The 21,371-nt window shown below is 34.8% G+C and carries 21 protein-coding genes; 9 read left to right on the top strand and 12 right to left on the bottom strand.

Features of this window, described 5'->3' with window-relative positions; genetic code table 11:
* Position 1: 1 nt before the first annotated feature.
* The 11 genes from ABMA78_RS14945 to fliD form a co-directional block, all read right to left on the bottom strand.
* Positions 2 to 898: an NAD(+)/NADH kinase gene (locus ABMA78_RS14945; protein WP_392861213.1), complete on the bottom strand. Its 897-nt coding sequence runs from the start codon at positions 896 to 898 to the stop codon at positions 2 to 4.
* Positions 899 to 1,261 (bottom strand): response regulator, encoded by a 363-nt coding sequence (locus ABMA78_RS14940; protein ID WP_392861212.1) that lies wholly within the window; start codon positions 1,259 to 1,261, stop codon positions 899 to 901.
* Complete coding sequence (locus tag ABMA78_RS14935; protein WP_392861211.1) at positions 1,242 to 2,747, bottom strand: sensor histidine kinase; 1,506 nt, start codon at positions 2,745 to 2,747, stop codon at positions 1,242 to 1,244. The genes ABMA78_RS14940 and ABMA78_RS14935 overlap by 20 nt, the downstream gene beginning before the upstream one ends.
* Positions 2,696 to 3,316: a hypothetical protein gene (locus ABMA78_RS14930; protein ID WP_392861209.1), complete on the bottom strand. Its 621-nt coding sequence runs from the start codon at positions 3,314 to 3,316 to the stop codon at positions 2,696 to 2,698. The genes ABMA78_RS14935 and ABMA78_RS14930 overlap by 52 nt, the downstream gene beginning before the upstream one ends.
* Entirely contained in the window at positions 3,313 to 4,986 is a 1,674-nt protein-coding gene (locus tag ABMA78_RS14925; RefSeq protein ID WP_392861207.1) for a glycosyltransferase family 9 protein, read from the bottom strand. The genes ABMA78_RS14930 and ABMA78_RS14925 overlap by 4 nt, the downstream gene beginning before the upstream one ends.
* A 9-nt stretch (positions 4,987 to 4,995) precedes the next feature.
* A complete protein-coding gene (locus ABMA78_RS14920) occupies positions 4,996 to 5,136 on the bottom strand; it encodes a hypothetical protein (RefSeq protein ID WP_392861205.1) in 141 nt (46 codons plus the stop codon).
* The gene (locus ABMA78_RS14915; RefSeq protein ID WP_392861203.1) at positions 5,120 to 6,763 is read right to left on the bottom strand and encodes a glycosyltransferase family 9 protein; all 1,644 of its coding nucleotides are present in this window, start codon (positions 6,761 to 6,763) and stop codon (positions 5,120 to 5,122) included. The genes ABMA78_RS14920 and ABMA78_RS14915 overlap by 17 nt, the downstream gene beginning before the upstream one ends.
* Positions 6,764 to 6,772: 9 nt before the next feature.
* Positions 6,773 to 7,471: a hypothetical protein gene (locus tag ABMA78_RS14910; protein ID WP_392861201.1), complete on the bottom strand. Its 699-nt coding sequence runs from the start codon at positions 7,469 to 7,471 to the stop codon at positions 6,773 to 6,775.
* Positions 7,472 to 7,579: 108 nt separating this feature from the next.
* Positions 7,580 to 7,990: a hypothetical protein gene (locus ABMA78_RS14905; RefSeq protein ID WP_392861199.1), complete on the bottom strand. Its 411-nt coding sequence runs from the start codon at positions 7,988 to 7,990 to the stop codon at positions 7,580 to 7,582.
* Positions 7,990 to 8,379 (bottom strand): flagellar export chaperone FliS, encoded by a 390-nt coding sequence (fliS, locus tag ABMA78_RS14900; protein ID WP_392861197.1) that lies wholly within the window; start codon positions 8,377 to 8,379, stop codon positions 7,990 to 7,992. The genes ABMA78_RS14905 and fliS overlap by 1 nt, the downstream gene beginning before the upstream one ends.
* A gap of 14 nt (positions 8,380 to 8,393) precedes the next feature.
* Positions 8,394 to 9,761 carry a flagellar filament capping protein FliD gene (fliD, locus tag ABMA78_RS14895; RefSeq protein ID WP_392861196.1) on the bottom strand — a complete coding sequence of 456 codons (1,368 nt, stop codon included), beginning with the start codon at positions 9,759 to 9,761 and terminating at the stop codon, positions 8,394 to 8,396.
* 255 nt (positions 9,762 to 10,016) lie between these two features.
* On the opposite strand from fliD, the gene ABMA78_RS14890 reads away from it, so the two are divergent.
* From ABMA78_RS14890 to lepB, 5 genes are all read left to right on the top strand, one after another.
* A complete protein-coding gene (locus tag ABMA78_RS14890) occupies positions 10,017 to 11,528 on the top strand; it encodes a hypothetical protein (protein WP_392861194.1) in 1,512 nt (503 codons plus the stop codon).
* Positions 11,529 to 11,666: 138 nt separating this feature from the next.
* Complete coding sequence (locus ABMA78_RS14885; protein WP_392861192.1) at positions 11,667 to 11,828, top strand: hypothetical protein; 162 nt, start codon at positions 11,667 to 11,669, stop codon at positions 11,826 to 11,828.
* 454 nt (positions 11,829 to 12,282) lie between these two features.
* Positions 12,283 to 12,885 (top strand): SAM-dependent methyltransferase, encoded by a 603-nt coding sequence (locus ABMA78_RS14880; protein WP_392861191.1) that lies wholly within the window; start codon positions 12,283 to 12,285, stop codon positions 12,883 to 12,885.
* A 4-nt stretch (positions 12,886 to 12,889) separates the two neighbouring features.
* Positions 12,890 to 14,101 carry a penicillin-binding transpeptidase domain-containing protein gene (locus ABMA78_RS14875; RefSeq protein WP_392861190.1) on the top strand — a complete coding sequence of 404 codons (1,212 nt, stop codon included), beginning with the start codon at positions 12,890 to 12,892 and terminating at the stop codon, positions 14,099 to 14,101.
* Entirely contained in the window at positions 14,098 to 14,823 is a 726-nt protein-coding gene (gene lepB / locus ABMA78_RS14870; RefSeq protein ID WP_392861188.1) for a signal peptidase I, read from the top strand. Before ABMA78_RS14875 ends, lepB begins: the two co-directional genes overlap by 4 nt.
* Here the strand turns inward: lepB and ABMA78_RS14865 are convergent.
* The gene (locus tag ABMA78_RS14865) at positions 14,807 to 17,137 is read right to left on the bottom strand and encodes a Smr/MutS family protein (protein ID WP_392861186.1); all 2,331 of its coding nucleotides are present in this window, start codon (positions 17,135 to 17,137) and stop codon (positions 14,807 to 14,809) included. The two genes, lepB and ABMA78_RS14865, sit on opposite strands and share 17 nt — an antisense overlap.
* Here ABMA78_RS14865 and ABMA78_RS14860 point away from each other — a divergent pair.
* From ABMA78_RS14860 to ABMA78_RS14845, 4 genes are read left to right on the top strand one after another with little or no spacing between them, the layout of a single operon-like run.
* Positions 17,136 to 18,437, top strand: coding sequence for a hypothetical protein (locus ABMA78_RS14860; protein WP_392861184.1), 1,302 nt, complete (start codon positions 17,136 to 17,138; stop codon positions 18,435 to 18,437). The two genes, ABMA78_RS14865 and ABMA78_RS14860, sit on opposite strands and share 2 nt — an antisense overlap.
* A gap of 40 nt (positions 18,438 to 18,477) precedes the next feature.
* A complete protein-coding gene (locus ABMA78_RS14855; protein ID WP_392861183.1) occupies positions 18,478 to 19,257 on the top strand; it encodes a hypothetical protein in 780 nt (259 codons plus the stop codon).
* Positions 19,258 to 20,430: a class I SAM-dependent rRNA methyltransferase gene (locus tag ABMA78_RS14850; protein WP_392861181.1), complete on the top strand. Its 1,173-nt coding sequence runs from the start codon at positions 19,258 to 19,260 to the stop codon at positions 20,428 to 20,430.
* Complete coding sequence (locus tag ABMA78_RS14845; RefSeq protein WP_392861179.1) at positions 20,423 to 21,370, top strand: AAA family ATPase; 948 nt, start codon at positions 20,423 to 20,425, stop codon at positions 21,368 to 21,370. The genes ABMA78_RS14850 and ABMA78_RS14845 overlap by 8 nt, the downstream gene beginning before the upstream one ends.
* The last annotated feature ends 1 nt before the right edge of the window (position 21,371 follow it).

Genomic DNA, 21,371 nt, shown 5'->3' with positions numbered 1-21,371 from the left:
ATTAGCGGCGGCCGTATTTAAATTTCTCTTTTAACGTTCTAAAGTAATTTCTTTCTTCATTAATATAGAAGTTTACATGACTGCTTCTAGACTTCTTTATTTGAATTTCATCTTTTGGTTCTAGCTTAAATTCTTTTTGGCCATCAATCGTTAAGTAGATATCTTCTTGTCCACGTGGAATTATAATACTTAAGGTTTCATTATCAGGCAGTACCATTGGCCTATGTGTGAGGGCATGTGGGCAAATTGGTGTGAGGACAACACCCTTTACGCTAGGATGTAGAATTGGTCCATTTGCTGCTAAGGAGTACGCTGTTGATCCAATTGGTGTACTGACGATGAGGCCATCACCGGCCAAGTTGTAAATACTTTCACCATTGGCTTCTAGTTCGAGATTAAACATTCGCGAAATACCTGATTTTGTAATCACGGCATCATTTAAAAAGTTAAGTTTTATTTTCTTTTGTCCTGGTCTTGTAATCTCAGCTTGATACATTTGGACTTTTCGAGTTTTGAGCTTTCCTTTAAGGGCCATCTCAAGCCCGTCGTAGAAGTCATGTTTAGCAAACTCAGCAATAAAACCTAGATTTCCCATGTTAATACCAAAGATATTTAACTTTTTTATATCTTTAGTTCTTGCTGCTCCTATAAGAGTACCATCGCCACCAAGAGTGATAAGGATTTTGCATTTGTTAGAAATCTCGTCTCTATTAATGAAGTTGAAATCTTCAGACTTACAGTTTTTAAAGATTTTTAAGATTCTTGCTTCTTGTGATTTTTCGAAGAATACATCAACTTTTCTTCTCTTAAGCCAATTAGTTAGATTTGGTAATACTGTCGTAAACTCTGAAACTACTTTAGGCTTTAAGATAATTGCTACTTTGTTTGCTAATGCCATTTATTCCTCTACTGTAACTTCATTGATAAAGTTATTGATATCATCAAAAGGTTTTTGAATTACCTTACATCCATATAGTGAAGCACGTTCTACAATTTGTTCTGAGCTGTAAGCTGTAATTATGTAGAAGATGTTTGATATTTCAGCTTCATTATACTTTGTTTTGGATTCTTCTATTATATCAAAACCAGTAATATCTTGAAGCATTAAATCGCAAATAATTCGATCATAATTATTTGCTTTGATAAGTTCAATTGCCTCTTTCCCACTTGCTGTAGACATGACATCTACGCCTTTTCGCTTTAGTAATGTGACAATAGTTTTTTGAATTAGTAGCTCATCTTCAACGACTAGGATTTTCATTGTGTACCTTAGGGACGCTAATTTGAAAGTGCGCACCTTCACTGCTATTAATTAGTGAAATATCACTATTAATTTTCTTTGTTAAATTTTTACAAATTGCTAGGCCGAGTCCTGTTCCCGTCTCTTTTGTTGTAAAGAATGGATTAAAGATATTATTCTTTAAAGAATCAGGTACTCCAGGTCCATTATCTATTATATCGATAAGAATATGTTTTGGTGACTCGTTAACGAGAATGTCTATTTTTGAATTTTCTACTTTGTTCTCACTTAGGGCCTGGGAGCTGTTGATAAGTAGATTAAATATTACTTGGCTAAGTAGTGTTCCATTCGACATGATTTCAATATCATTCTCCATGTTGAAATTTACTTTGTGAGAACGCGATTCAGATTTAGTTAAAATTATAGTTTCCGAAATTAAATTCTTTAAAGAAATTGAAGTGAATTCTTCGTCGTCTTTATAGAGGTTTGAAAACTCTTGAATAATTGCTTGTGATCGTTTCACACTATTTGAAATATGAGAGAGTGTATCTTTGACGTCAAAATCACTCGTTTGATCAATAAGTAAATTATGAGACAGATCGATCCCAAACAGGGGATTACTAAGCTCGTGTCTCAAGGTGTTTAATAGTTCACCCATAAGCAAGATCCTTTCATGGTGCAGGGAACTTGTATCTTGTTGGTGGTCTTCAATTCCAATTTGATTAATCTTAACATCGTCCTCTTCGATTATGAATGAATCGATAGGAAAATTTGATAAGATACGATCACTTTCTAATTTAGACTGTCTGCTACTCTCAATTGTAATAATATTAAATAACTTGGGAATAGATTTGATAATTAGGTCATTAAAGATAGATCGATCCGTTTCAGCAATGGGGAATAGATCGTTACGTGATAAAAGTATAATTAAGTTGTAGTCACGAAAAGAAAGCTCTTTGGCCAAGAAGTGTCCATCAAGTTGAATGTCTTTATTTAGTAATTCCTTTTGATCAAAGGATTTATTTTTACTCTTTCTCACTTTGGCAAAGAGGGTATTGAAAAAGGTAGGCTCTTGATAGGTTTCATAATATTCATCGTTCTTGTAGGTGATTGAATAAATATTGGTTGTACCTTTTTGATGGATCAACATCTGAGTTGAACTAAAGCCGTTTAAACCTTCTGCGGTCGTTAAATATTTAAGAAATGAACGAATATTATCTTTCTTTTTAAATTGATACTCTTTATCAATTTGTGAAATAAGTTCTTTGGAATCACGAAGTTTATCAAGTATGAAATCTTGCGAATTCAATAGAACGAATTTCTTACTATTTAGTTTTAATTCAATTTCTGAGTTATTGATTTTTGTGATTTGTAGCTGCGAGTTTTTTTTTGAAGTCGTCTTAAAATGACTGTCTTGAAAGGTAGACTCCAAGACAGCCTTATCAGTATAGATATTTAGAAATTTATTTTCGACTCTTGAATGAGTGGTATTGCTTTGATTTTCCACTGTTTAAGATTATCTATTAGTTCATACTCTAGCAAGTCAGAAAGCATCACAATATCATTGTTTTCACGAGCTGGTATTAGCGCTTTAATCACTGAAAATAGGTGGATTTCAAGATTCTTAATAACTTCTTTATCCGCAAAATATTCTTTGTTGGCCTTTCTTGCAGTCGCATGAATTCTTGTGATTAAGTGAACGTAAAGATCGAGTAGCTCAATTAGATCGGCAAAGAAGAGATTGGCCTGATCGATATTACCTTTATTGAATTCATCTGTAGTAATTAAGATCTTATCAATTAACTCGCTAATATATCGATTACAATCTTCGAGTGCTTCAAAAGCTAATTCATATGAGTTCTTAATTTGTAGGCTTGGGTATCCTAACTCTTCTAGTGTGTAGTCTAACAATTCACCAACTTCATTAATTGGAAACGTCTTACCTTCAATGACGACACCTGTGATTGATTCATTTGTCGAAATACCATCTGTTTCGATTGCTGTGATGGCCTGTCTCAGGGAAATTGAATTTCCATCCAAAGAAAAGCTATCGTTTCCTAGTTCTAAAGTGATCATATATTTTCCCTTGCCTCTTGCTTGGCCTTGTTAATGAGTGAGCATTTTTCGAAGAACTCGTAGAGGACACTGCACATAAGTGATATTTCATTATATGTGTAGAATGCTGCCTCTGATAAACTAACGAGATTACTTCCTTGTAGGTTGTTCTTAGCAACTTTTGCAAAATCAATTACTGGAGATAGTAGGGGATATGAAGTTGCGACAAGATCGCTTAAACGGTCAATTTCATCTAGCTTTGCCGAGAATTTTTTAATTTCTTCTAAGCTAGGAGTGTTCTTGCTAATCTCTTCGATAATATATCTTGAGTACTTCTTTCCAAATTCTGATAACTCGTAAAGAGTCTCGATTCCTTTGATGTGTGAACTTAGTTGTGCTTTAGCTTGAAGATTAAAAGAAGGGATATCCATGCTAGTGTTAACTTCAGTAAAAATGCTAGTCCACGCAATGTGATAGAAATTTCGCATAACTTCTTTTGCATCTTGTTCCTTATGTAGTAATTCATTGATGACTAAATCGCCGTTATCAAGCATGTCTGATTGGTAAAGCTTTACTCTGCTAAGAGATAAAGAGGAACATGAGTTGTTTAGTTCCTCGATATTGATTCTGTTATTGTTTAATAATTGCCCAATACATTGATGAGTGATGTTGTACGGAACATCATTGTGACATTTGTATTCCCTACATTCATCTTTAGGGAAACAAGGTGCACATTCTGTCTTTGGAGCAAGATTATAATTATCTAGGGCGTATGGCGTTGTTTCATGAGGCCTAACTGTTCCTAGAGAAATTGTTAATGTCTTTATGTTTTTGAAGCTTAGTAAGTTTCCAATCATTGAGTCATGGCCAACAAATAGAAAAGAATTATCAACTTTAGAATATAGCTCTTTTAGGTCTAGCCCAATCCAAGCTTCAATTCTGTTCTTATATGGCCTAATGAGTTCTGAATTTAAAATTTCATCCGTTGATTTCTGATCTTGGTTGGCGCCACAAATATAAACCTTAACTTGATCGTTCTTTTTAAGTGTTTGGTAAATTACCTCAACCCAGCGATTTGCCTTCCACATTTTCTTTTCATTAGAGGCAAATGGATGAATTAATAAATTGGTTTTTTTTTCATTTGAAAACTCTTTGTTGCTTAAGTGGGTAAGCTTCTTTGTTGTGCCAATAATCGATGAGAATAGATCCACTAAATTATAAGGATTTAAATCTCCTCTCATAACAGTTGAGTAAAGATACTGTGACCATCTATCTGTAATGACTCTTTCGTGTAGCTCATTAAAGTGAGGGCCGACTTTATTCTTTGAATCTATTAATGAATGAAGATAGGTCGCAGACTTTGAGAATGCGAGGTTTATCGAAACTTCAATGTTCTGGTCATTGATTTGTTTGAGTTGTTTTTTAAGGTTTGATAGGGCCTCTCTAACATTTTCAGCGCCTACCATTGCTGATTTGTGCTCAATAGAAATAACTTCATCAAAAACTTTCTCTAGTAAGAACATAATCGGTGAGGCGAATTTTTTGCGAGCAACTAAGATAATCCTATAGTCGGGATGATTCTCTCTAAGTAGCTTAACCGCATGAGATGTTTGAAGAAGGTCACCAATTCTTGTCGTTTGAATTAGAGCAATAGTCTTCTTTGTATCTGCTTCATTTTTTAAGGCGTTCATAGATTTCTCCTATTCCTCTTCTAAAACAGAGCATAGATATAAAAATGACATATCATCTTCACTCAAGTTTTCTCTTTTAACTTGTTTCTCTTGTATTCTTTCAAGTTCTTTAAAGAATTCTGTCTTTAAAGTGTTACGATCTTGATTCATTTAATAATTCCTTTGTAGATTCTTGACGTAATCTACTGCGACTTTCTCTGATTAGATTTGAAACCTCTTTGATTTGTTCAAATTGTATTTGTAAGTCATTTTTTAATGCGATTAAAATATGCTCAACTTCAGGTAGAGTCGGGTTCTCGATATTATTAATTTTTGCTCTATAAAATAAGAATGGTAGTGCACAGTAATCTGATGTGTGTCCCATGTATGAAGTTATTTCTGTTAGTTTTTGTTGTAGCTTCACTGTATCTTGTGCCAGTGTTGCTTTGATTGCTGCTAATACATGTCTTGAAGAGTTGATTAGCTCCCCCTGTGCTTGTTCTAGCCAGCTTGAAGTAAAATTTAAGTCACTTTCGACAATTCCATGTCCTGATAATGATTTTCTTTCGATTTTTCGATACAAGAAGTCTCTTGAAAGATACCTTTCTAGTTCAATTTCAGTATCCATACGGCCTTCTATATTCTTATAGAATGCACCTAGTTCATCTTGTCTAACTTGATAGATTGAAATATCAGAGTTTTCTAGCTTCTGAACATCTTTGTTTAGAAAGAATTTATCTAGTGCGTAAACGATATCATCTGATTTGATAATTTCATTATTTCTAACTTGCTTCTCTGTATGTGCACTTGGGCCATAAGGAAAGTCACGATCCTTCACTCTTGGCGTGATAATGATACTCTCTTGATTAGTTGATCCTTGCTTTAAAAATGGAGATGGTCCCATTGAAAGCTCAATTGTTGGAACATCTAAGATGTCGGCCATATGCTTGATGGCCGTATCTGGCGTAATTAAAAGGTCACAATTAATTAACACTGAAGGTAGAGCACTGAATTGAGCTTCAATTGTAACGGCCTTTTGCTCCAATTCAGAGTTGATCTTATTCGCATATGATCTCTCATCAGACGTTGGTGCAATAACGAGTAGTGGAATAGTATCTTCTTTATTATTTAGTTTATTTATTAAGTTGATTAGCTCTTGTCTCTCAATCATTTTATTAATGTTTGAGGCAGTAAGTTGAACTGCAACTAGTTTAGGATCAACTTTTCCTTCTGCCTTTCTCATCTTTAAAAAGTTTTGGTGACAAACCTTATTGTATTCATTTGATACATGTAGAGCGTTGAATGAATTATTTTCTTCAATTCCCACCATCTTGTGATAACAGTCATTAAAGTTGAGTGGTGCATATTTTTGTTGCGTTAAAACATCGTTGAAAACGACGGCCCATTCATTTGAGTACTTAACATTGCAATTTAAATCGAACTGAATACCTTTGAATTCTTTGTTTAGGTATGATGCAAGGCTTGTTGAGATACGGTCGTTAGAGTAGTTAATTACTAAGTTCCAACTTTTATTGATCTCTTTAATTGTTTTTCCAAACTCATCAAGAGCAAAGCCATTTGAATAGATTTTATTCTTCTTGTAACTTACAATCTTCTTTCTATCTAAGGTGATAATATTCTTTACACCGTTAAGAAGTTCCGCTGATTTTTCAAATTCTTTATTAATTAAAACAGTGATATTGGCATCAGGGTTATTATTCTTGATAGAAGAAATAAGTCTTCCCATTTGAAAAATGTCACCATGTCTTTTGAAATTGATAATAAGTATATCTTTCATCTATTCCTCTTATCCTTGCTTGATAACTGCATCAAATGCTAGGAGTAAAAAATCATTTTTATTTTTAAATTGGTTTGTTTGATAAATTGCACTCTCAATATGTTGATCAATACTCTTATCTTGATCAGCATTGTATAAAAGAGATTTTAGTTCACTCGACTTGATATGCTCAATGCAGTCACTAATCTTGATACTCGCTTCAAAGTCTAAGAATGCTTTATAGAAAGTATTGTAGAGTGAAAAAGATGGTGCATGCGTAAGAATTGTTGGCCTCTGTGATAGAAATGAAGCAACATTCTTTTCTTTGTAAATGCTAGCAACATAATCTGTCGCATAGACTTCAATATTCTTATTAGGGAAAAGGTTATTTTTGATACACTCTGTATACGTTTGTTCATTGGGTTCAATCACAATAACTTTGTAATCTTGACCATGGTAAGTTTCCAAAAGTTTACAGGCTTCATAAACATGGTAGGCAAATCCTAAACCTAATATTAATAAATTCTTATTTTCTTTAAGCTGATGTTCAATGTTGGCGATTAACTTCTTAGCTTCTTTTGCTGGATGATAATTCGAATGAAGATGTACTCCGTTAATAACGGGTACTTTCAAATTACTACGAGATTGCTTAATCTCATAAGAATGAATATCTAAAAAAGAAAGTGATTTCGCAGGAATTGCTTGTGCTGATTCTTTTACTAATTCCATAATTTCCTCGTCCTAAGGCCCAATGGTCTTTTATATAAGTGAAGCTCTATCCTAGAGCTCCACCACATTATACTATAATTTCGATTAAGGGGGCAAACTGGTCTAGTATTACCTGTTCTTTACATTGTTCAGGTTGTATCCCTGGAATTGTTGACGCTTTTTGAATACTGTTGAGATCTCTTTAGTAGTTGACTCTTTTGCTTCAGCTAAGAGGTTTAAGCACTCCTCATCGAGTCTTTGGTTTTGTTGAACTAGTTCTGTAACATCACCAATCCATGCCTTGAAGATATCCATATCTTCCTGTGGATAAACGGCCTTATTATTTTGTAGCTCACTTTCTATCTCATCTTGGAGTAGGCGAATGATATTAATCAATCTTTCTCTATTCTCTGAAATATGTTCGACTAGGTCATAACGGCCATTATGACATGAAGTAATCATGGACTTCGTTGAGTTAACAAGAAGTCCCATGAGGTCAAGATGTCTAGTGATCTTGTCAAAGATCTCCATGCTCGCCATTATTTGGCCTTCTGCTCAACTCTTAATTGTTTAACAGCTTCTTGCCATCCTTCATAAAGAGTCGTTAGGACTTCTAGTACCCCTTTTAATGGCTCTTTATCAATCTTGATATTTGCTTGTGTACTTGAAAACAGCATAAAGTCATATAATGAAGAAAGCTCTTTTGCTACATCTCCACCAACTTCAAAATCTAGACTGCTATTAAGTTCAATAATAATATCTTGAAGCTTTCCTATATATTGTCCTTTACCTGCAATATCTTTCTTTTCGATAGCTTCAATTGACCTTTTACAGTTCTTAATTGCAGCTTGATAAAGCATAAGTAAGATTTGTTCTTTACTCGCTGTTTTAACAGATGTTTGTTTGTAGGCTCCTAAACCGTAACTCATTTACTTCTCCTTAATTACCCCATTGGCTGAGGTCCGCCAAGGCCAGCACCTTGAGAGCGAATCCTAGACATGGTTCCTTCTAAGCGTGAAAATTTATCTTTTAAGTTCTTCTCTTTTTGTTGAAGCATGTTCTCTCTTTGAGCAATCCTTCTATCAATTGTTTCAATATTATTTTCTAGTGATCTCTTTCTTGAAGAGAGTAGTCCGTTTGGAAACTGAAGAAGTTGCCCAACAGTCTCCTTAAGGTTGTCGATGAACCCATTAGTTTTTGTTCCGTCTTCATATCGACCAGTTAGTACTTCAGCGATATGGTCATAATCTTTTTCCATCACGGTTTGAAATTTCTTTTGATCAAACTCAAGTAAACCTTCTCTTGTAAACTGAATACCTAGTTCTCCAATACGAGAAGTGCTACCATCTTTTAGTGGAATATCTTTAAATATGGCATTTCTTAATCTTGATTCAATGGACTGTAGGAGGATATCCCCACCAAGTGTTCTTGATGTATCTGTTGTTTCATCCATTGTGTTTTGTTGCTTAATAAAAGTGAAGACACCATTTATTTGATCAATTAGTGACTTTACTTTTTCTCCAATTTTCCCAGCATCTTCACTAATGTTGATTGTGAATTCATCACCTGGCTTCGCTTTCTTAAGATCTAGCGTTACACCTGGAATTAGCTCAGCAGCTTTATTCTCTGGTAGTTCAATTTCAAAGCCATCAAGTGCAACAACTGCATCTTGGGCCTCTCTTTCAAACTCTATATAAAAATCTTGTTCACCATCTACGAAGTAGAAGTGTGGGAAGTCTGCTTTATTAATATCGCCTGTGTCTTTAAGTGAGAGGATAAGACGCCAAGGTGTATCTGACTCTGAGCCATCATTAATAACACTGGCCCTAAGTCCTGATTCCTCATCCCTATTAATTAGCTTGGCGACTGATTTTAGAGATGCATTATCTGCATCGATATATATTTCTTTTGTATCACCGCTTGGTAGTGAGTATTGAATAAAGCCTACGCCGATATAACTTTCTTCAGGATCGGCAAAGCCACTTGTCATGGCCGATGATTTTTGCGCAAGTTGTTTTACTTCAAATTGGTATGTTGCAGGTTCCGCAACGTTTTTGTCTGCTGTGATTCCAACGATATCATCATTACCAATGACACTCAGTTCTCTAAGTGATCTAGCACTACCGTTTTGGAGGAGGGTTCCGCGCATTCCTTCAACAAGGGATGTAAGTTCCTGAACAAGAGCTTTCTTGTCAGCGACTTTACCCTTACGTACTTCCATATTTTGGATTGGAATACGTTCCGCCTTCATAATTTGCTGAACAATATCCTTAGGAAGTCCTGTGTTAATGGAGCCCATTGCTATCGACAAAAATCCTCCTGATTTTAAATGTGAAAATCCTTTTCACACTTGTCTCCAACTCAGATTTTATCACACTTGAGGTTTTTTTTCCGTCGCATCATTAGTGGAATAATTTTCTAGGCAGGGCCCCTTCGTCATTTGATGTTTTAGGGGCTATAATGGGTAAATCCCTGAAAATAAAAAACCCGCCTTGTGGGCGGGTACTTTTCGAGAAAGTAATTTTTTTGGGATTGGGATTTTGTACTAAATTTATCGGGTATTATTGTGAAAACTTTAGAAAAAAAGTCGGATATTTACATTGAAAAGACAAAATTCTTGTTATTTCGACTAGTTACATATTTTACATTCTTATTATTACCAATCTACCTACAAAAAGAAGTTAATCTCGCACCGATTTGGCAAATCATCGCAATGATCTTCTTTTCAATGTTTATTGTTTCCCAGTGGTTCTTACTTGGAAAAGAAATTGATCACCGATTAAAGATCTATTTTAAAGTAAACTCATCAATCGATAGAGTCGTGTATCGACTTTTCATGGGGATGTTCTTCATGGCGATATACTTCAATCTTCTAAGCCTGCTGCCACATAAGTGGAGTTACAATATTTTCTGGGTGACGTGGATTGTAATGGGGCTGTTTTACTCTTGGCCAACAAGAGGAAAGATTATTAAAGAGTCTGTATCAACGAACTTTCACGAGTATCGCTATCTTGATAAGTTTGAAAAAACGGTACTCTTCTTAACAGTCGTCATGTTCTTTACTTCATTACCACAACTACCGAACTTGTTTTCAACTAGTTCTTTAAGACTATTCTTTGATCCAAGTGAAAGAGTGTCTGGAGCATTCTGGAATTTTATATCAATTAACTATATTCCATTTAGTAAGTATCCAAAGCTCTTAAACCTCTCTTGGTCGATTCACTTCTACTATGTGACGATGTCGTTATTCCTAATGACATTCTATGCGCTTCTTCGAAATTTTGTTTCAAGAAGATTGTCACTACTAGGTGTCTTTGCTTTAGTTTCCTCGTGGTCATTTTCAAAGATACTAGCTAATAATTACGGTTTTACCCTTTTAACGACTTTCTCAGTGGTATGGGTATGGTCTACTCTTTGGTCGACAAAGAGCTCTACGTACCGCTCAGGGCTTTTTATTGGCCTTTTAGGTGCGTGGGGGACAGTTATTGATAAATCCAATATTATCCTGTTAGTAGTTCAGCTACTATTGATCCATTTCGTCTTTTTTAAAGAAGAAACTGCTTGGTATAAGAGACAGTTTTTTAAGTACACGTTACTTGGAGTTTTCTTATCGATATCTCTTTTCTTCTTGTCTACTAGCACGATCTCGGTCGGTATGATTGAGAGTGTAAATATTATTTCTTCAGAAATATCTAGACTCGTTTCACGTAAGTCGTTCTTTGTGCTTTCGCTCTTTGGCCTTGTTATTTTTATGTATAAGATTCTTGCCCAAACTCGCAGTGAAAAGCATAAGATTCTAAATATCTCACATGACTCTTCAATTAAGGTCGCAATCTCAATTCTCTGCTTACTTTTAATTGATCTGCTATTTAGCTCGAGAACCTTTCAGGACTTCTCGATACTATGGCTCTTAGCTTTCTTTAGTGTCCTGCTTATTGAAGTGATCTTTCAAAAGATTAGAGGCCTTAGAAGCTCTAGGAATATGATCTATGCAGTCTATATTATTATTTGTCTGCTAGACTCACACTTTGAAGGTCGAGTTAAGATCCTACTTAGAACGATTGGAGCAATTGACTAAAACCCTAGGACTTAAATTTATTTATTTATATGAGATTTAAACTATAATTAAATTAACGTTAACGATGAAAGGGAGTTTCATCTGTTTAAGTCTCATATAACAAGACAATTGTTTGAAGAGTTTTCTGATTCGTACAAAATGCGCAAAGACGCAGCCACTTCCCATCCATTTGTATTTGTCGATCCAGCTGATAGTAGTATCAAGCTGATTGCTAGTTCATTTACATATGATGACGGGGAAGAGTATGGTGCAATTTTGGCAAGTAGTGATGAACTAGAATTTATGGTTACTTCCGAGTAATCCTCTTCTACCTTATTGAAATAACTATTATTGTGCTTTGAGCATAAGGGAAATTCATCCCCCAAAATCTTACTTCATTTATTCGAAAAATATTATTGACAAGCTTTAAAAGCACTTTGAAATGTGCATATGTGGATAAGTTGGTATTTTTTGTTGGTAAGTTTACTTGCAACCTGTCAAAACCTGTCATCACATCGCAACATGAAGGGTAAAGTGTTGAAAATAAGGCATTTCATTAGTAAAAGTTAATTTAATGAAAAATAACCAAGCATTATGGTCAAGTGTGGATAACTCTGTTAATAATGTTAGTAAAAAACCTGAGTCAATAAGTTTTTTCACAAAAGAAATTTTTTTTTCGAGCTCAGATGTAAGAAAAATGTCGTGTACTTACAAAAATCGACTTTTTCAGTTTTTTGAATAATGTTAGTCTAATATTACATATAAGGTTTAGTTAATGACGTTTAAAGTTAAAGATTATTATTACAATAAGGCCAAGAAAGAAAACTTCCTGGCCCGCTCTATTTACAAGTTAGAAGAGATTGATAAGAAGTATAAGGTTATCGAAAAGGGTAATAATGTACTCGATCTTGGCTACTTTCCTGGTTCTTGGATGCAGTATACAAGCAAGAAGATAGGGCCTGAGGGTTTTGCGGTAGGTATTGATATTAAGCCGGTCAATAAGAAGCTTTTAGGAGTTAAGAACGTCAGGTTATTTGAGAAGTCTATTTTCGATGTAACGACAGTTGAAGAGCTTGATTTCGATCGTAAATTTGATGTCGTTATTTCTGATATGGCCCCTAATACAACTGGTGTTCGCTCTGTTGATCAACTTAGAAGTTTAAATTTAATTGAACAAGTTTTTGCACATTTAGATGTCTTCTTAAGAAAAGATGGTAACTTCGTTATTAAAGTATTTGATGGCCATGAGGCACAAGTCTTTCTAAAATCACAAAGAAGTATTTTTAAAGAATTCCATTTCCTTAAGCCGAAATCAACTCGTTCGGTTAGTAAGGAGTTCTTTGTGATTGGTAAGGGCTATAAAGGTGTTCAAGTATAGGTTTTTGTATAAGTATTTATTAGTTTTAGCTCCGCTCGCCTTAATAGGATATTTTTTAGTTGGAAAAGACGAGCAAAAGAAAATAGAAGTTCAGCCAAAGGCAAGTGTCATCGATAATCAACAATTGAGGCACTACCTTTCGAGCCAACTTTTAGATCCTAAAACTCCATTCAAGCAAACGATTTCGCATAATTCAAAATTTTATAAGGTAAATTATTCAACAGATCCTAAGTTAGAAAGCTTTGTAAGAAAGCGTCTTCGCTACTATCGTCCAGACAAGGCAGCAGTCGTTGTTATGGATAACAATAACGGTAATCTCCTTGTTAGTATTGGATTCACACGTCAAGGAAAGGTTTTTGACTACCTTCTACCGTTTACTGGAACACATCCTGCTGCAAGTGTATTTAAAATTGTAACGAGTGCAGATTTAATTAATAATGAAGATTTTGATATTCACGACAAATTTAAGTATCGCGGGCGTGGAACGACACTTTACAAGTACCAGCTAAAAAATAAGAAATCTCGCTGGCAGAGAACGACATCATTTGATAAGGCTTTTGCTTATTCTAATAATGTTATCTTTGGGAAGGCCGCAATTAATAATACAACTCCAGAAGAGCTTGAGGATATGGCCAAAAGACTTGGTTTTAATGATAGCTTAATGGAAGAGATTGATTTAGCTAAGTCTACTTTTGAAATACCACAAACAGACTATGCCATGGCCGAGATCGCTTCAGGCTTTAATAAACGTACGCAAATTTCGCCTGTTCACTGTGCCGTTTTATCTAGTGTTGTGGCCAATGGGGGAGTTCTTCAATACCCTCGCCTCGCAACTGATCTTGTTGATGAACAGAACCAGACGGTTTGGGAAAATGAAGTTCGCAAAGAACAAGTCATCGGTCTAGAGACAGCAAAGGAGCTCTCTGAGTTAATGCAGGGGACGATTAAGCGTGGTACGGCCAGAAGAACATTTAGAAGATATATGAGCCGACGTATCTCTAATAAGCTTGAGATTGGTGGTAAAACAGGTTCAATTACTGGTGGCTTTCCATTCGGTAAAAGGGATTGGTTTACTTCTTATGCTAAACCTAAAAAGAATTTAGACGATAAGGGTATCTCTGTGTGTATTATGATTATCAACTACGAAAAGTGGTATGTTAAATCAACTAAGTTGGCACAAGAGATTATTTCAAAATACTACCGAGGAATTAAGTGAGTGATATATTAGAAGAGAAAATAGCAAGTCGTAAGAAAAGCTTTCTTAGGATGTGCCGTGATTCATTTTTAATTATCTTATTTCTTCTCACTTTCAGATCTTCTTTCTATGAGCCTTACCGAATTCCGTCTGGGTCAATGATTCCAACTTTGGAGATAGGGGATTTTATTCTTGTCGAAAAATTTAGCTATGGCCTCAAGCTTCCTTTCTCGAATATTGCCTTAGGTGGTGTTAATTCAAATCCTTTCTATTTGCTAAGAACAAATGATGTTGAGCGTGGGGATATTATCGTTTTCAAGTATCCGAATGATCCAAAAATTAATTATATTAAGCGAGTTATTGGCCTACCTGGTGAAAGCATAGAGATTAAGAATAAGAAGATCTATATTAATGGTAAGGAAATAGCTGAAAAGCTTATAGCAACTAAATATAATGATAATTACGACTATCTTGAAACAACAATGAAGGACAAAAAATTTGTTGTGAAAAAAGATATGGATAATATCTATAAGCTTAATTATCCACTGACAAAAATTCCTGAAGGTCACTACTTTGTTATGGGTGATAACCGCGATAACTCTTCTGATTCGCGAGCATGGGGTTTTGTCCCATTCGAGAATATCAGAGGCCGTGCATTTTTCGTCTGGTTTTCAATGATGCAAGATAGCTATACTGGGCAGATGAATATAAAGTCAGAACGTATCTTTAAGTCGATTGAGTAAGATCAATACGTGTCGCCCCATCATTTCCTTCATCCGGTGACCAACTTAAATCTCGCTGTCTTCTGAGCTCATTCCTAAGCCATTTCTTTAAGGTTCCATCACCATGTCCGTGAACAATAATTAAATATGGAATATGGCCCATTCTTAGATCATCGATACAAGAGAAGACTTTTTGTTGAAATTCACTTAAGCGCATACCACGGCAATTAACTTCGGTCGTGTAGTTGATCGTTTTAAAAACATTAATTTCAACTTTCTTGGCCTTTTGAGGCTTTTTATTATTAATACCTTGTTGATCAAAGAGTGATGCTTTTGGTACAGAAATTTTCTTACCATTTACTTCGACAACACAATTCTTACCCTTAATCTCTGAGACAACACAAGTCGAGTTTAGGCGATCACAAAAATAGCGTGAACCCACTTTAATCTCTGTTGCAACTTGCCTTTCTTCTTTTGGCTTCTCAACTTGACTTGGTTTTAGCCTTTCATACTGCTTATTTAGTGAAGAGATCTCATTGCTTAGACTTTTGGTTTTGACATCATTAAGCCCTTTGATAATCTTTTTAATCTCTTTCTCATATTGGTCAAAAGCTCTTTGTTTCTCGAGAAATAGAATACCTTCTTGAGATTTCTTTTGATTTTTAAGCTCGTGGTTAAGTTGTATATTTTCTTTAAGTGTTTTATTGATTCTTTCTTGCTTCTTTGAAAGGTCTTGTAAAAGTTTTTCATAAGTAACATATTTTGTATCAAGCATCTTTTTTGCATCATCTAATATGAAGGCAGGTATATTATGTTTCTTACTTAGACGATTAAAGATTTCCAGGGCCATTGATGAACCTGGAGTTCCAATAATTAGCTTATAAGTAGGAGTGTTATTATCAAAGTCATAGCCTACATGGGCAGAGATAAATTCCTTGCTCTCTTGTATCTTTGTTTTTAACAACTGATGGTGAGTTGAAATTAAAACGTCACAGCCTAGCTCTTTTGTAACATAGTTAATAATTGAGTAGGCTAGAGATGATGCTTCATCTGAAGATGTCGAATTAAAGATTTCATCCGCTGCAATAAGTGAATCATTTTGGATATTCTCAAGCATTGAGAGAATAACTTGAACTTCACCGGCAAATGAACTGAGTCCCATTTCTAAGTCTTGATAGTCACTATCAAAATAAAACACATCGCTTTTGTACTGTAGCTTCGCTTTTTGCGCTGGAATAAATAATCCAAGCTTTAAAAATAGGTGCGCAATAACAATACTTTTAATGGAAACAGTTTTCCCCCCCGTGTTGGGCCCTGAGATGATAATTCCTCTCATCTTACTTTCAACTTCGATCGTATTTCGAACACAGTTTTCAATAAGGGGATGATAGAAGTCCACTAAATTAGTCGTTCCATCTTGGCTAACTTCTGGGTAGCAGAAATCCTTAGTATGTGAATAACTAGCTAAAGTATATGTATAGTCAAGCTCGATAAAGAATGAGTAAACAGCACGCATTGTTGTGAGATCATTATTGATCAGGTCACAATAACCTTTGCAGATCTGAGAAATTGCGTAATCAATTTTTGAGTTAATCTCAATTAGCTCATTAGACATTTTTCTCGTCGCAACTGGTTCAACAAAGAGAGTGTTACCAGTTGATGATCTCGCAACAATGCTACCTAAATCACTTCGATAGGAGTCACTTCTAATGGGAATGACAAATCTTTCATTGATAATATCAAAGGTATCCATTTGAAGTCGTTTTGAAATATCTTCATCTTTTAAAATAAAGTTAATCGTTTCACGAATTCTTCTCTCAAGACTTATTTGTTCTTGAATTAAAGGAGCAATAACGGGGTGCTTTTCTAAGTGAACACTTCCATCAGCATCCACAAACTTGCGAAAGGGATTAATGAACTTTTGCTTAAGTCTCTGTGTTTTATTAACTAATTCATCTAAGAAAACTCGGTAATTACCAAAATTTAATACACGTTTAGTTGAAAAAAGGTTCTCAATCGTATTAGCTAAGAAATTTAGCTGATCCAGTGTTGCAACGCCACCTTTTGCAATATAATTTAAGGTATTGTGATTTTCATCACTATCTCTCAAGTTGCTAAAGAAGAAATCACCAAGATTACCTGTTTCATCAATTTTCTTAATAATCTCATTTAAGTCATAAAAATGTTCGTCTAGTTGTTCAGATTCGAATATCTTTGGGTTATGTTCTATAATATTCTTATTAACTTGAAACCTTGCATGGGTGATAATTTCAGAAGCAATCTTGCTCCAGTCAATATTACTCAGTGTTTGTGACAAAATTGTTGGATTATTCATGAATTTAAATTTCTCAGAGCTAGGGCGAAATGTCGATAAAATTAATGCGCAATTATTTGAAAATGGGGTGTCGACAAACCCTAAAATTCAAAAAATCTTTTCCTCTGGAAAACTTGTTCTACTACAATTGAGGCTCAGAGGTAAAAATCTTTGTATCACACTAGGAAGAGGTGGAGAGCATTGTGGAATTTGGGATTCAATTGCAAGTATACCTTCTGAGTATCGAATAACTCGAGATCAATTCTTAGAGTTTTTAAGATCTAATATTAGAAATTCACGTTTAAGTGAAATTGAAGTCGACGCAAAAGATAAATGTTTAAACTTTAAGTTTTATGACAAGAGTAATCTCTTACTTTTTTGGAAAGGCCGTCAGCTCTTTTTCTCGTATGTGTACTTCAATGAAGGGAAGAAGTTACATTTTTCTCCGTGGCAATCAAATAAGAAGCAATTATTTGAGTTTGAAGACTACTTTGATATTTTCAACGAACTTGGACGTAAACAATTAGATAAGAAAGACATCAATGAGAAGAAGCTCATATTAGATGAAGCTGAAGTATTTAATAAAAAAGCTGAGACGACTTATAATAAGAAGTTAATGCGAAAAAAGAAGTTTATTGAAAAAGATTTAGAAAATTGCCAAGTCAGACATGAGTTGGAAAATAAGCTAATCAATGACGAATTGGACCTAAGTGAACACGTATTCAAATATAAGAGTCTTAAGGCAAAATTTGATTATGGCCTTAATTATTATCAAAAGAAGAACGTACTTTTCACGAAGATAAAGAAACTTAGAAAGGGTGAAGAATTTCTAGAAAAGCGCCTTGCGGATGTTATTAAAGAAATCGAGTCTAAGAAAGTCGTATTTGTTAAAGAAAAAATAAATGTACCTGTTTGGAAAAAAGTTGCACAAAAAAGTACTGAAGTTAATAAGTCGGATGATCACTCTATTTTCAAATGGAATGATATTTCAATTGCAGTTGGCCTAAATACTAAAGGAAATGACTATATCCGAAGCAAATGGTCGACTAAAGGAGATATTTGGTTTCACCTTGATGGAGATAAGAGTGCTCACGTTATTGCAAAAAACTTAGAGGGCTTCGATTTCGATAAATACAGTGTCGTAGCATCAATATTGGCCGATTATAGTGAGTTTAGTGCGGATCAAATACCTGTTATTTTTACTCAAGTAGAAAATCTTAAGGGAGTAAAGGGCGCAGCAGGTAAAGTTATTTATAAGAAAGAGAAGCATTTGATTCTCCCTAAAGTCAATTGGAAGGAAATAATTTCAACTAGTTGGTAATGGTCTATGTCCCTTTTAAAATAAGTTAAAAGGACATATTATGCTGAAATTTAACTTATCTCTAATTGTTGTTTTATTACTCTCTGTTTCATCTGTTTTTTCTAACAATAGTAGTATCTTTAACGATCACAAGTTAAGAACGTATACTCCATTAGAAGGACAGATACAGGACCTATTCTTTGATATCCGTGAGCCAAACTTAGAAAAATACGTTAGGTCAAACACGGCCTTAGAGCCCGATGATATCTACTATCGTGTCTACTGGGTTTACCCGAATAATATTAGAATTAGAGTCGAGGGGCTGCCGGAGAAAGGCTTTGATTTACTTAAGCAAACGTTAATTGCAAAAGTTAAGCCGTATGTAGAATTGGTGTTAGCGAAAAACTTAACAACTCCTCTTGAGCAGAGTGCGTTTAAGAAAGATCCAAAAAATAATAGTCGTTATATTAGAGTTAAAGACAAGGCAGAATTACTTGATTTAAGTATTGAGCTATACTCGAGTGGACAAATTAAAGAGATCGAATCAAGTAGTCCACAACTACATACAAAAACATCATTTTCTTACTCTAAGAAATCATGGGCAAAAGGAAAGAGTGTAATCTCTCAGATATCTATTTCAGAAGGAAGAGGAGCTTCCTCTGTTATAAAAGAGATTGAGATTGAGTATGAAAAATTTGGAACTTTCGGATTACCAAGTAATATCGAAGCTGTGTCATATGTTGTGACAGGGGATAAGAAGGTTGAGCTAGGTAAACTAGATTTGAAAATTCAAAACTATCAAATCAATACTGGGCAAGCCAAAAAGATTATAGGCCTATAAATGAGACAAATAGAAATTAATAAAAAAGTTAGACTTCACTTTGAAAGTAAAGTCATTCATTTATCTGAAAATGATATTGAAGATTCACTTCGTTCACATCGTCCAGGTGAGTGGTGTAGCTTTAGTCATTTAAAAGATAAGTATATTGGATTTGTTAATCCAAACTCAACACGAAAAAAGAATATTGCAATATTTAAATCATCGTTAGAGCCTTGGGAGTATGTGGCAAAAGCTATCGAAGATGCAATAAACTACCGCTCTGAAATAGGTTATGGACAAGATGCTCGTTTGATTTATGGTGATGAAGACGGACTCCCTGGACTGATTCTTGATGGTTATAGAAACTGTGTCATTCTGCAAATTAATACAGCGGGAATGGACACTTTTCGAAGTGAAATAAAAGCACATTTGCAAAAGCTTCTCGATAAGGAAGTGATACTTCTCGATAATAAGAAGTATCGTGACATCGAAGAACTTCCTGTTTTTGAAAGTGATGAATTACCTGAGCTGATCGAAATTGAAGAAACTGGTTTTAAGTATCAGATCAAAAGAGAGATGATGCAAAAGGTGGGATACTATTATGATCACCGTGAAAATCGAAGAAAGTTTGAAGAACTAATAAAGCGAACAGGGCAAAGCTATAAAAAAGGACTTGATCTATTTACTTATGTGGGGTCGTGGGGACTGCATATCTTACGTGCAGGTGTGGAGCAGGTTGAGTTTGTCGACCAAGCAAATATGGCAGAAGTGGTTGGCAATCATGTTGAGCTAAATAACTTTAGCAATCGTGGTATTTTTACGCGTAAGGATGTCTTTAAGTTTTTAGATGAAAAAGTAAGTGAAGGTACAAGCTATGATGTAATCGTATGTGATCCTCCTGCATTTAGTAAAAGTTATAAAGATAAGAAGGCCGCGATTAGTGGCTACGAAAAACTATATACCCGTATATTTAAGATGATTAATAAGGGGGGAATTCTTGCCGCAGCATCATGTACACAAAATATTTCGATGAATGAATTAGATCAATGTGTTGCTAAGAGTGCTCTAAAGAATAATCTTTCAATTAGGTTAATCGATACAGGTATACAGGGTCTCGATCATCCTATTAGTCGACTAGATTCAAAATCAAATTATATAAAATATTTAGCTTATAAGGTGGAAAGAAATGACTGATAATTCAAAACAGAAGGTTAATAGTGTTTTAGATAGGGCCAAGAGAATTGTCTACGGCCAAGATGAAATGCTAGATAGTATTATTGCTGCATTAGTCTGTGAAGGACATCTTCTTATTGAAGGTATGCCTGGTTTAGGTAAAACATTATCTGTATCAACAATGAGTAAGCTTTGTGACTTAACGTTTAAAAGGGTTCAGTTTACGCCAGACCTACTCCCGTCTGATCTTGTTGGGACAATGGTTTATTCGCAGCAAAAAGAAGAATTTTCGACGAAGTTTGGACCAATCTTTACACAACTTTTACTTGCCGATGAGATTAATAGATCTCCGGCCAAGGTACAATCTGCACTGCTAGAGGCAATGGCAGAAAAGCAAGTAACGATTGGTGATTCGACACATAAACTATCAAGTCCATTTGTTGTACTTGCTACACAAAACCCTATTGAACAAGAAGGAACATATCCGCTTCCAGAAGCACAGCTTGATCGATTTATGATGAAAGTAAGTGTTAATTATCCTGATTTTGAAGCTGAAAAATCAATTCTTGATTTAGAGAATATTAAGCAAGACTTAAGCTCTATTCTTTCAACAGATGACATTCTTTCTATTCGTGAAGAAATTGATAAGGTTTATGTTGATGATAAAATGAAGGACTTAATCATTAAGATAGTAAGAGCAACAAGGCCAGGTGATAAACACTTCTCACCTGACTTTAAGGGACTTGTTCAAGCTGGAGCTTCACCTCGTGCTGCTATCTGGTTACAGAAACTAGGACGCTTTAACGCATTTATGGCCCAACGTGATTATGTTACACCAGATGATGTGATGAAAGTTGTGGCTTCTGTTTTAGGGCACAGAATTATTTTAACTTATGAGGCATCTATTGATGGTATAAACCCAAGGGACTTAGCAGTTAAGATTGCTCAGAAAATGATTTAAT

Source organism: Halobacteriovorax sp. RZ-2 (assembly GCF_043196685.1).
Lineage (GTDB): Bacteria > Bdellovibrionota > Bacteriovoracia > Bacteriovoracales > Bacteriovoracaceae > Halobacteriovorax_A.
The sequence above is the reverse complement of the archived record's forward strand: the minus strand, read 5'-3'. Positions and strand labels throughout refer to the sequence as shown.

Excerpts from the sequence above, each read along its gene's own strand:
- ABMA78_RS14945 (WP_392861213.1), bottom strand. The coding sequence starts at position 898 with ATGGCATTAGCAAACAAAGTAGCAATTATCTTAAAGCCTAAAGTAGTT.
- ABMA78_RS14940 (WP_392861212.1), bottom strand. The coding sequence starts at position 1,261 with ATGAAAATCCTAGTCGTTGAAGATGAGCTACTAATTCAAAAAACTATT.
- ABMA78_RS14930 (WP_392861209.1), bottom strand. The coding sequence starts at position 3,316 with ATGATCACTTTAGAACTAGGAAACGATAGCTTTTCTTTGGATGGAAAT.
- ABMA78_RS14925 (WP_392861207.1), bottom strand. The coding sequence starts at position 4,986 with ATGAACGCCTTAAAAAATGAAGCAGATACAAAGAAGACTATTGCTCTA.
- ABMA78_RS14920 (WP_392861205.1), bottom strand. The coding sequence starts at position 5,136 with ATGAATCAAGATCGTAACACTTTAAAGACAGAATTCTTTAAAGAACTT.
- ABMA78_RS14915 (WP_392861203.1), bottom strand. The coding sequence starts at position 6,763 with ATGAAAGATATACTTATTATCAATTTCAAAAGACATGGTGACATTTTT.
- ABMA78_RS14910 (WP_392861201.1), bottom strand. The coding sequence starts at position 7,471 with ATGGAATTAGTAAAAGAATCAGCACAAGCAATTCCTGCGAAATCACTT.
- ABMA78_RS14905 (WP_392861199.1), bottom strand. The coding sequence starts at position 7,990 with ATGGCGAGCATGGAGATCTTTGACAAGATCACTAGACATCTTGACCTC.
- fliS (WP_392861197.1), bottom strand. The coding sequence starts at position 8,379 with ATGAGTTACGGTTTAGGAGCCTACAAACAAACATCTGTTAAAACAGCG.
- ABMA78_RS14885 (WP_392861192.1), top strand. The coding sequence starts at position 11,667 with ATGCGCAAAGACGCAGCCACTTCCCATCCATTTGTATTTGTCGATCCA.
- ABMA78_RS14880 (WP_392861191.1), top strand. The coding sequence starts at position 12,283 with ATGACGTTTAAAGTTAAAGATTATTATTACAATAAGGCCAAGAAAGAA.
- ABMA78_RS14860 (WP_392861184.1), top strand. The coding sequence starts at position 17,136 with ATGAATTTAAATTTCTCAGAGCTAGGGCGAAATGTCGATAAAATTAAT.
- ABMA78_RS14865 (WP_392861186.1), bottom strand. The coding sequence starts at position 17,137 with ATGAATAATCCAACAATTTTGTCACAAACACTGAGTAATATTGACTGG.
- ABMA78_RS14855 (WP_392861183.1), top strand. The coding sequence starts at position 18,478 with ATGCTGAAATTTAACTTATCTCTAATTGTTGTTTTATTACTCTCTGTT.
- ABMA78_RS14850 (WP_392861181.1), top strand. The coding sequence starts at position 19,258 with ATGAGACAAATAGAAATTAATAAAAAAGTTAGACTTCACTTTGAAAGT.
- ABMA78_RS14845 (WP_392861179.1), top strand. The coding sequence starts at position 20,423 with ATGACTGATAATTCAAAACAGAAGGTTAATAGTGTTTTAGATAGGGCC.